At 67.7% G+C, this 14,002-nt stretch carries 12 protein-coding genes; 5 read left to right on the top strand and 7 right to left on the bottom strand.

Annotated features, from left to right (window positions below; translation table 11 throughout):
• Window positions 1–244: 244 nt before the first annotated feature.
• Window positions 245–1,390, bottom strand: a complete 1,146-nt coding sequence (locus L6444_RS20065; RefSeq protein WP_236976775.1) for a thiolase family protein — start codon at window positions 1,388–1,390, stop codon at window positions 245–247.
• Between the two features lie 214 nt (window positions 1,391–1,604).
• Between L6444_RS20065 and L6444_RS20060 the strand changes: the two genes are divergently transcribed.
• Window positions 1,605–2,810, top strand: coding sequence for a cytochrome P450 (locus L6444_RS20060; RefSeq protein WP_236976774.1), 1,206 nt, complete (start codon window positions 1,605–1,607; stop codon window positions 2,808–2,810).
• On the opposite strand, the gene L6444_RS20055 is transcribed toward L6444_RS20060, so the two are convergent.
• Entirely contained in the window at window positions 2,807–3,193 is a 387-nt protein-coding gene (locus L6444_RS20055; protein ID WP_236976773.1) for a lipocalin-like domain-containing protein, read from the bottom strand. The two genes, L6444_RS20060 and L6444_RS20055, sit on opposite strands and share 4 nt — an antisense overlap.
• A gap of 65 nt (window positions 3,194–3,258) precedes the next feature.
• Between L6444_RS20055 and L6444_RS20050 the strand changes: the two genes are divergently transcribed.
• Window positions 3,259–4,338: an LLM class F420-dependent oxidoreductase gene (locus L6444_RS20050; protein WP_236976772.1), complete on the top strand. Its 1,080-nt coding sequence runs from the start codon at window positions 3,259–3,261 to the stop codon at window positions 4,336–4,338.
• Between the two features lie 131 nt (window positions 4,339–4,469).
• Here the strand turns inward: L6444_RS20050 and L6444_RS20045 are convergent, their stop codons facing one another.
• From L6444_RS20045 to L6444_RS20030, 4 genes are read right to left on the bottom strand one after another with little or no spacing between them, the layout of a single operon-like run.
• Window positions 4,470–6,122 (bottom strand): acyl-CoA synthetase, encoded by a 1,653-nt coding sequence (locus L6444_RS20045; protein ID WP_236976771.1) that lies wholly within the window; start codon window positions 6,120–6,122, stop codon window positions 4,470–4,472.
• An 8-nt stretch (window positions 6,123–6,130) separates the two neighbouring features.
• Complete coding sequence (locus L6444_RS20040; RefSeq protein WP_236976770.1) at window positions 6,131–6,751, bottom strand: PaaI family thioesterase; 621 nt, start codon at window positions 6,749–6,751, stop codon at window positions 6,131–6,133.
• A complete protein-coding gene (locus L6444_RS20035) occupies window positions 6,748–7,368 on the bottom strand; it encodes a cysteine hydrolase family protein (RefSeq protein WP_236976769.1) in 621 nt (206 codons plus the stop codon). Before L6444_RS20035 ends, L6444_RS20040 begins: the two co-directional genes overlap by 4 nt.
• Window positions 7,365–8,375, bottom strand: a complete 1,011-nt coding sequence (locus L6444_RS20030; RefSeq protein WP_236976767.1) for a Rieske 2Fe-2S domain-containing protein — start codon at window positions 8,373–8,375, stop codon at window positions 7,365–7,367. The genes L6444_RS20035 and L6444_RS20030 overlap by 4 nt, the downstream gene beginning before the upstream one ends.
• Before the next feature lie 169 nt (window positions 8,376–8,544).
• Between L6444_RS20030 and L6444_RS20025 the strand changes: the two genes are divergently transcribed.
• The 3 genes from L6444_RS20025 to L6444_RS20015 are packed head-to-tail and all read left to right on the top strand — an operon-like array spanning window position 8,545 to window position 12,373.
• Entirely contained in the window at window positions 8,545–10,167 is a 1,623-nt protein-coding gene (locus L6444_RS20025) for a flavin-containing monooxygenase (protein ID WP_255730771.1), read from the top strand.
• A gap of 10 nt (window positions 10,168–10,177) precedes the next feature.
• Window positions 10,178–11,311, top strand: coding sequence for a PHB depolymerase family esterase (locus L6444_RS20020; RefSeq protein WP_370652920.1), 1,134 nt, complete (start codon window positions 10,178–10,180; stop codon window positions 11,309–11,311).
• Between the two features lie 24 nt (window positions 11,312–11,335).
• Complete coding sequence (locus L6444_RS20015; RefSeq protein WP_236976765.1) at window positions 11,336–12,373, top strand: TIGR03857 family LLM class F420-dependent oxidoreductase; 1,038 nt, start codon at window positions 11,336–11,338, stop codon at window positions 12,371–12,373.
• A 26-nt stretch (window positions 12,374–12,399) separates the two neighbouring features.
• Here L6444_RS20015 and L6444_RS20010 read toward each other — a convergent pair whose 3' ends face one another.
• Window positions 12,400–13,896 (bottom strand): acyl-CoA carboxylase subunit beta, encoded by a 1,497-nt coding sequence (locus L6444_RS20010; RefSeq protein WP_236976764.1) that lies wholly within the window; start codon window positions 13,894–13,896, stop codon window positions 12,400–12,402.
• Between the last annotated feature and the right edge of the window lie 106 nt (window positions 13,897–14,002).

Genomic DNA, 14,002 nt, shown 5'->3' with positions numbered 1-14,002 from the left:
GCCAGTCGGTCAACCGTGCAACGCCGGGGCGGCGTACGTGCCCGCGCGCTGCTGTTCCTCGCGGGCGCGGTGACGGGGATCGTCGCGGGCACCTGGTCGGTGGATACGCACTGGTGGTTCCGGCCTCGATCTGCGTGGCGGTGGCCGCGGCGAATGGGCTGTAGGGCTGCCCGATTCGGGTTCTCGCGCCGCGCCGTGGAGAATATGCGATAGCGCGGCGGACGGCCGCCGGTCTGGTCGAGGCTCAGGTGGTGAGCACGCACGCCGCCGCCGTGCCGGGCGCACCGTACAACTGGGTGAAACCGACTCTGGGCGCACCGGGTACCTGGCGGTCGCCGGCCTGGCCGCGCAGCTGTCGGACGACCTCGTGGATCTGGCGCAGCCCTGAGGCCCCGATCGGCTCGCCGTTGGCGATCAGACCACCGTCGGTGTTGACCGGCATCGGCCCGCCGATCTCGGTGGCGCCCTCGGCCAGCAGCTTCTCCTGGTCGCCGTGTGCGCAGAAACCGCACTCGGCCAGATGGATGATTTCGGCGCCGGCGTCGGTGTCCTGCAACTGGATCACGTCGACCTCGTCGGGGCCGACGCCGGCCTTCTCGAATGCGGCACGGGCGGCGTACACCGTGGGCGCCACGTCCTCTTCGACCGGGGCGAAGGTGGTGTTGACCTCGTAGGCGCCGTACCTGCGGGTGCGGACCTCGACAGCCTTGAGGTAGACCGGCTTGTCGGTGTAGCGGTGTGCCATTTCGGCGCGGCACATCACCACCGCGGCCGCGCCCTCGTCCGGCGCGCAGAACATGTACTGGGTGAGTGGGTAGTTCAGCATCGTCGAGTTGAGGATGTCCTCCTCGGAGATCGGCTTGCGCCGAAACGCATTCGGGTTGAGCGCGCCGTTGCGGAAGTTCTTGGCGGCCACGCGCGCCAGGGTGCGCTGAGAGATGCCGTGGTCGTGTAGGTACCGGTTGGCTTTCATACCGAAGAACTGGGTGGTGAGGTACTGACCGTTCTCGGCGTACCAGCGAGGCATCCCGACCAGCGCGGGATCCTCGGTGAACGCGCCGCGGGGGTGCTTGTCCAGACCGACGGCGATGCCGATGTCGTAGTCGCCCAACCTGATCCCGTCGGCACAGGCCTTGGCGGCACTGGCCGCGGTGGCGCAGGCGTTGAAGACGTTGGTGAACGGTATGCCGGACAGCCCGACCATCCCCACGATGGCGTCCGGGTTGGCCACCGTCCAACTGCCTCCGGTGGCCGCCTGGATGTCGCTCCACTGCACGCCGGCGTCCGCGACGGCGGCGACGATGGCCTCGACACCCATCTGCATTGCGGACTTCCCGTCGAACCGGCCGAAGGGGTGCAGACCCACGCCGACGATGGCCACATCATTCACGGAGCAACGCCTTCCGGTCGAGGTTCGGTGCATGCTGTACGGACAGACTTGTCTATACTACTGTAACCATTACCGTTGAGCGTTCCGAAGGTGCCGTCAGCAGGGAGGGGTCGCGCCCCGTGGGCAGGTTGGTGGAAGTCGCCGGTGTGTATCGGCCCGCGCCGGATCGGATTCGGGTCCGCAGAGCGAAAGTCATTGCTAGAAGGGCGATTTCATGACCACAGCCACGGTGGTGTTCGACCCGTTCTCTGAGGAGTTTTTCACCGACCCCTACCAGACCTACCGCCGGATGCGGGCGGAAGCGCCCGTCTACTACAGCGCGGAATACGACTTCTACGCACTGACGCGCCACGAAGACGTCGCGGCGGCGTTCAAGGATCACCAGACCTTCTCGTCGGCCTACGGCGTGGACCTCGCCCAGGTGCGCACCGGTCAGGTCGCCGAGCACGGGTCGATCATCGCAATGGATCCGCCGGCGCACCGGCGCATGCGGGGCCTGCTCAACAAGGTGTTCACCCCGCGCGCCATTCAGGCGTTCCGGCCACTGGTGACCGAGTCCGTCGACAAGCACCTCGCCGCGCTGAACCCGGACGGCTTCGACTTCGTCCAGGACTTCTCCGCGCTGTTCCCGGTCGATGTGATGACCACATTGCAGGGCGTACCCGAACCGGATCGCCAACAGATCCGGATCTGGATCGACGACCTGTTGCACCGCGAACCCGGCCAGGTCGAGGCCAGCGAGGGCGGCATCAAATCGGCCATCGACATGTCCATCTATTACTACCGGCTGATCAAGGCACGTCGTGAGGACCTGGGCGACGACCTGCTGAGCAAGCTGATCGAGTCCGAGATCGAGCGCGACGACGGCCAACTGGTGCCGCTGAACAATCTCGAGATCACGGAATTCGCAACATTGTTGGGTGGTGCGGGCGCCGAGACCGTGACCAAGTTGCTGGGCAATGCGGCAGTGGTGTTCGCACGAAACCCGGGCCAGTGGCAGAAACTGCTGGACGACCGCAGCAAGGTGCCGCTGGCGGTCGAGGAACTGTTGCGTTATGAGGCGCCATCGCAGTACAACGTGCGCCGTTCGATGCGCGAGGTCACGTTGCACGGGGTGACGATTCCGGCCGGCAAACCGGTGTTCCTGGTGGGCGCCTCGGCGAATCGGGATCCGCAAGCCTGGACCGACGCGGACACCTTCGAGCTGGACCGGGACCGCACCGAGGCGCAGAACCTGGGGCTCGGCTACGGGATTCACAGCTGCCTGGGCGCCGCCCTGGCCCGGTTGGAGAGCGTGATCGCGCTCGAGCGAATGCTGGATTTCATGCCGCACTACGAGGTCGACTGGGACGGCTGCAAGCGGGTGAACATGCAGAACGTGGCCGGGTGGAGCAACGTACCGGTGCGGGTGCTGCGCTAACCGGTGTCGCGGCGCCAGACCAGGGTGCTGTGTACGACGCGGCCTTTCGCGGAGGTTTGGGTCACCGACAGGGTCAACCGGTCCCCGTCGATCTTGGCGTGCCGAATCTGCGGCTGGCGCAACAACTCCGGCAGTGTCGAGATGACCACGTGGTGGCACACCGTCGCCGCGGCTTCGTCGACGTCGAACCTGCCGCCGTAGGAGACGAATTCGCCGTCGCCGCCGGGCGTCAACTGGGCCGACATGTGGCCGTCGGCGGTGTAGAGGATCAACCCGGACGGGTTGTCCCCGAACGGGTGCCGGACCTCGTCGGTGCCGTCATGACGGGACACGAACGATTCCAGCAGCCAGCCGCCCAGCAGCGCTTCAGCTAACCCACTCATCCGGTTGAACCTATCGAATCAATTACAGTAACGTCCACCCGCATGAGCGGAGTGCTGGCGTAGCGATGAATGACCAGTCCGGCGCCGCGATCAAAATCGATGGGGGCATCCCCATGGAACTGGCGCGCGTGCCCGCGGTCGCGGCCGAGCTGCAGCGTCGTGGCTATGACGGCGGATGGACCGGAGAGATCAACCACGATCCGTTCCTGCCCATGCTGCTCGCAGCCGAACACACCGCCACGATCGAGATAGGCACCAGCATTGCGGTGGCCTTCGCCCGTAACCCGATGATCGTCGCCAACGTCGCCTGGGACCTGCAGTCCTACTCCGGCGGCCGGTTCATCCTGGGGTTGGGCACCCAGATCCAGCCGCACATCGAGAAGCGGTTCAGCATGCCGTGGAGCCGGCCGGTGGCCAGGATGCGCGAGTTCATCGCGGCGGTCCGGGCGATCTGGGACTGCTGGCAGCACGGGACCCGGTTAAGCTTCGAAGGGGAGTTCTACACCCACAAGATCATGACGCCGATGTTCACCCCGGAACGCCTGACCTGTTCGGTGCCAAAGGTTTTCGTCTCCGCGGTCGGCGAGGCGATGACGCAGCTGTGCGGTGAGGTCACCGACGGTCTGATCGCCCACGCCTTCACCACCCGCCGGTATCTGGACGAGGTGACGCTGCCGGCGTTGCGGCGCGGAATCACGCGCGCCGGACGGGATCCCGGTGAGGTCGCGGTGGCGTGTCCGGTGTTCGTGGTGACGGGTCGAACCGAAGCCGAGATGGCCGCCGCGGCCGCCGGAGTGCGTAAGCAGATCGCCTTCTACGGGTCCACGCCGGCGTACCTGAAGGTGCTCGACCTGCACGGCTGGGCAGACCTGCACACCGAGCTACATCGGCTGTCCCGGCAGGGTGAATGGGATGCGATGGCCGAGTTGATCGACGACGACGTGCTGGACGCCTTCGCCGTCGTGGCACCTGTCGACGAACTGGCCGCCGCGCTGCGTGCTCGTTGCGTGGGCGCGGTGGACCGGGTGATGCCGGCACTGCCAGCGGCACTGCCCGCCGAAACGGTCATCTCGATCCTGCAGCAGATGCGCGCCGCCCCCGATACGCCGATCGCCGAACCTTCGGGCCGCTCAACGTCACGCTAGTGCAACGCTGGACGGTCGAGCGTCACGCCAGCGTGACGCTCGGCGTGAGCGGGTAAGCGGCGTAAGCGGTTAAGCGGGTAAGCGCGTGAGCGGGTTAAGCGGGCGCCGCGTCGCGCGACCGACCGGCCGGCTCACGGGTTGAGGGCCTGCTCCTTGGCCCAGCGGTAGTCCGCCTTGCCCGACGGGCTGCGCTGGATGACGTCGCGGAACACGATCGCCTTGGGAAGTTTGTAGCGCGCCAACGAATTTGCGGTGTGCGCGATCAACTCGTCGGCCTCGGCGCTGGCGCCTTCGGCCAGCGCGACGACGGCCACCACCTCCTGGCCCCAGCGCTCACTGGGCCGTCCGGCGACCACCACGTCGGCCACCGCGGGATGCGAGGCGATCGCGGTCTCGACCTCCTCGGCGAAGATCTTCTCGCCGCCGGAGTTGATGGTCACCGAGTCGCGGCCGAGCAGTTCGATGTTGCCCTCGTCGCGGTGCCGGGCCCGGTCGCCGGGGATGGCGTAGCGCACCCCATCGATGACCGGGAAGGTCGCGGCGGTCTTGGTGGCATCGCCCTTGTAACCCAGCGGCACGTAGCCGCGCTGCGCCAGCCAGCCGAGACCTTCGTGACCGGGCGCCAGGATCGAGGACAGGTCCTCGGCGGCCACGAAGGTGTCCGGCCCGGCGTTGAAGGTGCCGGTGGACACCGACCCGGACATGGACATGTGGTGCATCTGCGCGCCGGTCTCCGACGACCCGACACCGTCGATGATGATGGCGTTGGGCAGCACCTCGATCAGTCGCTGCTTGACGTAGGGCGTCAGCAGCGCCCCGCCGTTGGCGATCACGGCCAGCGACGACACATCGGCGATGCCCTTGTCGATGGCGGCGACCAGCGGCCGCGCGATCGCGTCGCCGACCACGGTGACCACCATGACCTTTTCCCGCTCGATGGTGCGGACCACGTCGTCGGCGTCCATCCGGTCGACCACCGTCGGGAACACCACCGACTGGCCGGTGGTGATCGCCGTCATCACACTCCACTGCGCGGCGCCGTGCATCAACGGCGGCAGCACCATCATCTTGGCGCCGGGGCCGGCGGTCACCCGCGCCACCACGTCCTCCACGGCGGCGACCGGCTGACCGGTGACCAGGTCACGGCCGCCGAAGGAGGTCATGAAGATGTCGGCCTGGCGCCACAGCACGCCCTTGGGCATCCCGGTGGTGCCGCCGGTGTAGAGGACGTAGAGGTCGTCGGGCGAGTGTTGCACCGGCGGCACCTCGGGGCTGGCCGATGCCAGTGCCTCTTCATAATCGACTGCGCCGTCCAGCAATTCGTTGCCGGAGTCGTCGGCGATCTGGATCAGGACCCGCAGCTGGGGCAGGTCGGGCAGGATCTCGGCGACCCGCGGCGCGAAGGTGGCGTGGTACACCAGCGCGGTGGCACCGGCGTCGGCCAGCAGGTACTGCAACTCGTTCTTGACATAGCGGAAGTTGACGTTGAACGGAGCCACCCGGGCGGCGAAGCAGCCGAGCAGCGTCTCGACGTACTCGCTGCCGTTGTAGGCGTAGATGCCGAGCAGGTCCTGTCCGGTCTCGTGCCCGGCGATGTCGGAGCGTTCGGTGTGGCAGCCCAGCCCGCGCGAATGCAGGTAGTTGGCCAGCCGGTTGGATCGCTCGAAGATCTGCGCATAGCTGAACCGCCGGTCGCCGTGGATGACCAGCTCCCGGTCGGGTATTGCGGCCACCACGGCGGCCATGACCTCCGGTACCGTGAATTGCGTTGTGCTGTCTGTCATTATCTCTCTCACGGCTGGTGGGGTAACAAGCGGACCATCAGCCCACGGGCTTCGGTCAGCACCGTTCCGTCGGCCGACGTCATGGTAGCCGCAATGAAAACCTTCCGGCCGTCGACGTCGCTGATCCTGCCGCGGGCGGTCAGTGGCTCGTCGATCGGGGTGATCTTGCGGTAGTCCACATGCAGGTAGGCGGTGCGGGTCGGGCGGATCTCGGCGGCGGTGACCACCATGCCGAACAGCCAGTCGTAGAGCAGCGGAATCATGCCCCCGTGCACGGCGTGATTACCGCCGACGTGGGCCTGTCTGAAGTGCCCGGCCATGGTCACCCCGTCGCGGCCGGACTCGGCGACCGTCCACGGCGGCAGCAGCGGATGTCCCAGACCGGGGATGGTGAGGACCCGGCCGGCCACGGCCTCGACCTCCGCAACCTGATGGCCGTCCAGCAGCGCACACGCCTGTTCGAGGTGTTCGGCGGCGGCGGTCCAGAGTGCGGGGTCCGGGCGGGTGGAGACGGTCAGATCCTGCAGCCGGTGCAGTGCGGCCACGTAGCGGTTCAGTTCCGGGGGCGCATCCTGGACCGGTCTGAGGTCGGGAAAGCCGCCGCGGCTCGGCGATGCGGTCTCGGTCATGCCGCCTGCCAGGTGTGCAGCAGGTCGTCGGTGGTGGTGATGGTGGCCAGCAGCGACAGGGTGTTGGCGATCATGGCTTCGCCGTATTCGGTGGGGATGCCGGCCACCGCGTCGCGGGGCAGCACCACCCGGTAAGCGGCGTTGACGGCGTCCATCACGAAGTTGGGGATCGCGATGTTGAGCGAAACGCCCACCACCACGACGGTGGACACGCCGAGGTTGCGCAGCACCGCGTCCAGGTCGGTGCCGCCCATCGGCCCGACGCCGTGCCAGCGGGCCAGCACCAGATCCGTTGGCTCCGGACCTAATTCGGGCAACAGTTTCGCGCCGGGGGTGCCGGGAGTGATGTCCACTTCGCCACGGTCCAGGGCGAAGATCTTGGCGTTGTGGTTGGATCCCAGCCCGTCCGGCCGCTTCTGCACCAGGCAGTGCACCACGTGCACGCCGGCGGCCCGCGCCGCCGGAAGCAGCCGGACGATATTGGGCAGCGCCACCCGGCGTGCCTCGGCGGCCAGCATCCCCAGCCCGGCGTCGGCGCCCATCACTGCGCCCTGGCATTCCTGGGTGACGACCGCGGTGCGCCCCGGCTCGACGAGGCCGACGAGCCGGCTCGTCATGCCGGAGCCCCGACGCCGGCCGGGACATCGTAGAACTGTGTCGCCCATTTCCGCAGCGCCATATAGCCTTTCGCGTCCACCTTGGACAGCGGCGGACGCTCCACGTACTTCTGGTAGCGCCAGATCTGCAGGTCGTCGAAAACGGTTGACAGGAACTGCTTTTCGATCAGCTCGCGTAGCTTGCCCTCGGGCACCGGGGCCTCGTCGCCCGGCACCCGCGGCCACCAGATCGAGTAGAACAGGTCCGAACACTGGTCGTCGACCGGCGTGCAGGTGAAGATCAGCCGGTGGTTCTGGGCGCCCTCGAACACGCTGATAGCGCCGCCGAGCCCGAACAGGTGGCTGTGGAACACCAGCGCCAAATCGTCGGGATCGTCGCTGCGTGCGTCCGGCCAGCCGGCGGTGAACTGCCATTCGTGGTCGACGATGCGCCAGTCCAGCACCCGCGGCGTCACGGTCGCGTGGTGCACGTATTCGAAATGCGCGCTGTCCGGTGCGTTTTCGGCCACGATCTGCGGATGCACCGGCTCGCGTTCGGCGCGCCGGGAGAACTCCGGGTAGGCCCGGTAGTAGGCCGACGGGTCCGTCTCGAACTGCGGGAACTTGGTGAAGATGTCGGGCATCTCCCACTGCGGTTCCTTACCGTCGGGGTGGTGCCAGACGAATACGCAGTCGTACTGTTCGTGGACGGGATATGCCCGCAGCGTCAGCGCCTTGTTGGGGCGGTCCGGCTGGTAGGGGATGTACCGGTTGGTGCCGTCCGGCCCCCAGCGCCACCCGTGGAACGGGCATTGCACGCAGTCGCCGATCACCGTGCCGCCGTGACCGAGGTGGGCACCGAGGTGCTTGCAGTGAGCTTCCAGCACGTGCAGCGTGCCGGCCTCGTCGCGGTAAGCGACCAGGTCTTCGCCGAAGTACTGCAACGGGCGCACCTCGCCGACCGGGAATTCGGGCGACCACCCGACCATGAACCACCCGGTGACTTTCCAGGTGAAAGGGACCTTCACGGCGGCACCTTTCGCGTGTGGGCTGATACTTAATCCATTACAGTATAGATTTCAGCTGGACGGCAACTGACAGACCGTCCGGTGTGGGCGAGGAGTGACATGACCGCAGCGGCGGACGAACTCGAGGCGATACGCCGGCTCACCGCCGGGACCACAGTGCGGGTTTTCGGTGGATCCTGACTGCGACGTTCTCGACGTACTCGTCATCGGGGCCGGATTCGCCGGCCTGTACATGCTGCACCGGCTGCGCGAACTCGGGCTGCGCACCCTGGTTCTGGAGATGGCCGACAGTGTCGGTGGCACCTGGCTGGTGAACCGCTACCCGGGTGCGCGCTGCGACATCGAGAGCATCGAATACTCCTACAGCTTCTCCGAAGATATTCAGCAGGAGTGGGTATGGACCGAGTCCATGCCGGCCCAGCCCGAGATCGAGGCCTACCTGAACTTCGTCGCCGACCGCCTGGACCTGCGCCGCGACATCACCTTCGGCGCCCAGGTGGTCGCGATGACCTTCGACGAAGACGCCGCGGTTTGGCAGGTGCGGACGCAGGCCGGACAGACCTACACCGCCGCGTTCGTCGTGGCCGCCTCCGGCATCCTGTCGGTGCCGCTGGAACCCGACATCCCCGGCCGGGAGTCGTTCGCCGGGACATCGCTGTACACCAGCCGCTGGCCACGCGAGGGTTTCGAGCTGAGCGGAAAGCGGGTCGGTGTGATCGGGACCGGCTCCACCGGCGTCCAGCTCATCCCGGTGGTGGCCCGGGAAGCTCAGCAGCTCGTCGTGTTCCAGCGTTCGGCCCCCTACACCCTGCCGTGGCGGGTGCACCGGTTCGAACCGGGCGAACTCGACGCGATGAAGGCCCGCTACGGCGAGATACGCGCCGCGCAACGCGAGCACCCGATCGGCGCGGCCCGGCTGAGCGCGTTCTCGGTGCTGTTGGAGATGCTGGCCAGCCCGGCGCTGAAGACGGCGACCCGGGACGAGCAACTACGCGCAATCGAGGAGAAAGGCGTTCTGGGAGCATTGAATTGGAGCGACGTCTTCTTCGATATCGAGGCCAACCGGATGGCCGCGGAGCTCTACGGCGAAGCGGTCGCGCGAATTGTCAAGGATCCGGCGACGGCGGCCGCGCTGGTACCTCGGCACCCGTTCGCCTGCAAGCGTCCGATCATCGACCAGGGCTATTACCAGACGTTCAACCGGGACAACGTCACCCTGGTCGACCTGCGCGCCGACCCGATCCGAACGGTCACCCGAACCGGCATCCGCACCCAGCGCAACGAGTACCAACTCGACGTGATCGTCTACGCCACCGGATTCGACGCGATGACCGGGGCGTTGAGCCGCATCGACATCCGCGGCCGCGACGGGATGTCCCTGGGCCGGTATTGGGCCGAGGAGGGACCGTTGTCGTATCTGGGTTTGGCGGTCGCCGGCTTCCCGAACCTGTTCACCATCCAGGGGCCCGGCAGCCCCAGCGCAGCGACCAACTACGTGGCCGCCCTCGAGCAACACGTCGAATGGATAGCCGACTGCGTTGCTTATCTGCGCGGCAACGGGATTCGCACCATCGAAGCCCTCGAGAGCGCACAACGGGAATGGATCGACCACGCCACCTCGCTGGTGGCGGCGACGGTCCTGGTCCATCCGTCCTGCAACTCTTGGTACAACGGTGGCAACGTACCCGGCAAGAAACGGATGTACATGGGCTATACCGGCGGAATCCCCGAATACCGGCGACGCTGCGACGAGATCGCCGCCACCGGCTATACCGGTTTCAAGCTGAGGTAGGTGATCGATCGTGTCGTTTGCTACCCGCGGGCTGGGCGTCACCCGGGAGGTGGGCATGCTGCTGCCGCGGACCGTGGCCGGGGTGCGGGCCGGTTCCCAGGCCGACGGGCCAGGCCCGTGCGGAGTGCGTCAATTCGGTGAAGTGCTGCTGGATGAGCTGGTGCTGACCGGCTTTTCGGTACTCGGCGGTGGTGGCCCGGTGACTGTCCGGTCGCCGGCGGCGTGCGTGGCGGCCGCCGAGGAGTTGTCGGCGCTCGGTCTGGACGGCGCGTACGCGGATCCCGCCCCGCTGCGGGTGCACGGCATCCGACGGCGGCGCATCGGCGGCTTGTCCTACGAGCGCATGACGTTCGAGCACGATCCGCAGTTGCCCGAGTCACTGCTGGATGAAGGGTTCGGCGGCCCGTCGCGGGCGGTGGTGCACCTGTGCCGGCACCGGGACCGTCCGCGGCCTTGGCTGATCTGGATCCACGGTGCCGGTCAGGGCGGCGCGCAAGACATGCTGATGTCGCGGATCGACCGGATCCATCACGGCCTGGGATTCAACGTCGCGATGCCGGTGCAGCCGGGCCACGGCAGCCGGCGCAAGTACTGGCCGACCTACCCGGACATGGATCCACTGGGCAACGTCGCCGGCATGATGCGTTCGGTGTCGGAGATCCGCGCTGTGGTCCGCTGGGCGCAGCGGCAGGGCACCCCGGTTGTGGTAGCGGGAGTTTCGATGGGCAGCCCGGTGGCCGCCCTGGTCTCGCATCTGGAGCGGCAGGTGCACGCCGTCGCGCTGTACACGCCGATCCTCGGGCTGAACACGATGATCGCGCGCCACCTCGGCAGGTCGGGCGCCTCGCACAGCGACTACCGCACGCTGCTGCGGTCCGACGTGGTGGCCCAACTGACCACGGTGATCGACCCGCTGCAGGCCGACCCGGCGCCCCCGCCGCACCGACGGCTGATCATCGGCGCGCGTCACGACCGGATGGCGATGCTGGAGCCGACGCTGGCACTGCAGCAGAAGTGGGGCGGCCAGCTGTACTGGTATGCCGGCGGCCACGTCAGTCACGTATTCTCCCGCCGGGTCCTGGCTGTCTCGGAGCGGTTCCTGCGCGAGGTCAGCGAGGACGCCGCGCTCCGGGTGGCCGAATGACGATGACTAGCAAGGAGTTCGGAATTGGCTGAACGCGTTCTCGACGAGCTGGGCTACTACCTGCTGGCCGGCGCCGGAGGTGAGGGACCGGCCACGCTGATGGACGAGGCGCGCCGTGGCGAGGCGCTCGGCTTCGGTACCGCGTTCATCTCCGAACGCTGGAACGTCAAGGAGGCGTCGTCCCTCGTCGGCGCCGCCTGCGCGGTGACCAACCGGATGCAGATCGCCACCGCCGCAACCAATCACAACACCCGCCATCCCTTGATCACCGGCTCCTGGGCCACCACCATGCACCGGCTCTCCGGAGGCCGGTTCACGCTGGGCATCGGCCGCGGCATCGCCGCGATCTACGGGGCATTCGGCATCCCGGCGGTGACCACCGCCCAGATGGAGGACTGGGCCAACGTGATGCGCCGGCTGTGGCACGGCGAGCTGATCTTCAACCACGACGGGCCGATGGGCAAGTATCCCGTGCTGTTCCTCGACCCCGACTTCGACGAGGACATCCGACTGGCCCTGGTCGCGTTCGGGCCCAACACGCTGGCACTGGGCGGCCGCGCCTTCGACGACGTCATCCTGCACACCTACTTCACGCCTGAAACGCTGCAGCGCTGCGTGGCAACGGTCAAGACGGCCGCGGAGAAAGCCGGTCGCGACCCCGACAGCGTGCGGGTGTGGTCGTGTTTCGCCACCGTCGGCGACCACCTGCCCGAGCAGTTGCGGCTGAAGAAGACGGTGGCGCGACTGGCCACCTACCTGCAGGGCTACGGGGACCTGCTGGTCAGCACCAACGGCTGGGATCCCGCTGTGCTGCAACGGTTCCGGGAAGACTCGGTGGTGACGTCGATCGCCGGCGGCATCGACCACAAGGCCACGCCCGAGCAGATCGAGCACATCGCGACGCTGATCCCCGACGAATGGCTGGAACCGTCGGCCACCGGATCGGCGCAGCAGTGCGTGGACCGGATCCGGCGCGAGTTCGACTACGGGGCGGACGCGGTGATCCTGCACGGTGCCACCCCCGACGAGCTCGAACCCGTCGTGGCCGCCTACCGGACGTAGCGCGAGCGTCTGCTCGCGGCAGGGGACTACGGCAGGATGACGGTGCGCGTCACCGGTTCGGCGGCGGCCTGCCGGGCGGACAGGCCGCGCTGCAGAGCGGCCAGCAGCGCATCCCGCGTCTCGCGTGGATCGATCAGCTCGTCGAACCCCATCCCCTCGGCCGACCGGTAGGACGCCTCCAACTCCGCTTTACGCAGCCGCGCGGCCAGATCCTCACCGGCGTGGGAAGCCCGGCTGAGCGCCGCGGCGCTCATGGCCCCCATGGTGGCCCCCGGATAGGCGAACGTCGCGGTCTGATGATCGAAGCTGAGCAGCGACATGACCATGGACCCGAAGCCGTAGGCCTTGCGCAGCGTCACATGCAACTTGATCGTGGTCGCAGCGGTCTGTGCGGCGAACATCCTTGCACCGCTACGTAATACGCCCTGTCGCTCGGAGCGGCTGCCCGGCAGCATGCCCGGGTTGTCGGCCAGGAAGACCAGGGGCAGATGGAAGGAGTCGGCCACCATGATGAAATGCGCCGCCTTGTCGGCCGCGTCGGAGTCGATGGACCCGGCCAGCACCTGCGGCTGGTTGGCCACCACGGCGACCGGGTGGCCGCCCAGATGCGCCAGGGCGCAGATGATGGCCTTGCCGAAGGACGGCTGGACCTCGAACCAGTCCGGGCGGTCGAACACCACGTCGAGCACCTGCCGCATGTCGTAGACGCGGCGGTTGTCGCGGGAGACGATGCCCAGCAGCTCCGGCGTCGGGCGCGGCCCCGCGGTGTGATCCGGCTCCCGCGACGGCGGGTAGGACCATGCGCTGGCCGGAAAATAGGACAGATAGCGGCGGATCTCGTCGAGCACCGACTCGTCGTCCTCGCCGACGTTGTGGATCACTCCGCTGGGCAGGGCGACGTCCGGTCCGCCCAGGTCGTGCTTCGAAATCTCTTCGCCCGTCGACTCTTTGACCACCGGCGGGCCAGCGGTGAAGATGGTGCCGTTGCGGCTCATGATCCGGAAGTCGCACACCGGCGCGACCAGGGCGCCGTGTCCGGCCGACGGTCCCAGCACCGCGGCGACGGTGGGCACCCGACCCGAGCACCGGGTCTGGGCGAGTAGATCGGTGGGCGAGCGTCCGTAGTGGCCACCGGTCGGGCGGAAGCCGGCGCCGTCGAGCAACATCACCAGCGGAACCTTGTTGCGCACCGCCAATTCGGCGATCCGGTAGCGCTTGGAATTGCCGCCCGGACCGATGCTGCCGGCCAGCGTGGTGAAGTCTTCGGCGCCCACCAGCACCGGCTCGCCGTTGATCAGCCCGGAGCCGGTGACGATCGCGTCGGCGGCGACCTCACCGCCGACCAGGGTGCCGATCTCGCGGAACGTCCCCGGATCGAGCAGATGCGCGATCCGGCCACGGGCGTCCAATTTGCCCTTGCCCCGGTGCTTGTCGAGCCGCTCCGGGCCGCCCATGCCCCGGGAATGCCGGCGGCGCCGGTCGAGGTCGTCGAGGGTTTCTTCCCAGTCCTCGGGCTTGCCCATCGTCGTCCTCGTCCTCGTTCGCCGGATGGATACATACTGAATTGCTTACTGTAGCGGGTGCGGACGGTGGCCAAGCACTGCCCGGAGGCGGGCAGACGTTGACCCT

It is taken from the genome of Mycobacterium kiyosense (assembly GCA_021654635.1).
GTDB lineage: Bacteria > Actinomycetota > Actinomycetes > Mycobacteriales > Mycobacteriaceae > Mycobacterium > Mycobacterium kiyosense.
The sequence above is the reverse complement of the archived record's forward strand: the minus strand, read 5'-3'. Positions and strand labels throughout refer to the sequence as shown.

Bases quoted from the DNA above. Each gene is read 5' to 3' on its own strand.
- L6444_RS20055 (WP_236976773.1), bottom strand. From the start codon at position 3,193: ATGAGTGGGTTAGCTGAAGCGCTGCTGGGCGGCTGGCTGCTGGAATCG.
- L6444_RS20035 (WP_236976769.1), bottom strand. From the start codon at position 7,368: ATGACGAGCCGGCTCGTCGGCCTCGTCGAGCCGGGGCGCACCGCGGTC.
- L6444_RS20040 (WP_236976770.1), bottom strand. From the start codon at position 6,751: ATGACCGAGACCGCATCGCCGAGCCGCGGCGGCTTTCCCGACCTCAGA.
- L6444_RS20050 (WP_236976772.1), top strand. From the start codon at position 3,259: ATGAATGACCAGTCCGGCGCCGCGATCAAAATCGATGGGGGCATCCCC.
- L6444_RS20045 (WP_236976771.1), bottom strand. From the start codon at position 6,122: ATGACAGACAGCACAACGCAATTCACGGTACCGGAGGTCATGGCCGCC.
- L6444_RS20010 (WP_236976764.1), bottom strand. From the start codon at position 13,896: ATGGGCAAGCCCGAGGACTGGGAAGAAACCCTCGACGACCTCGACCGG.
- L6444_RS20060 (WP_236976774.1), top strand. From the start codon at position 1,605: ATGACCACAGCCACGGTGGTGTTCGACCCGTTCTCTGAGGAGTTTTTC.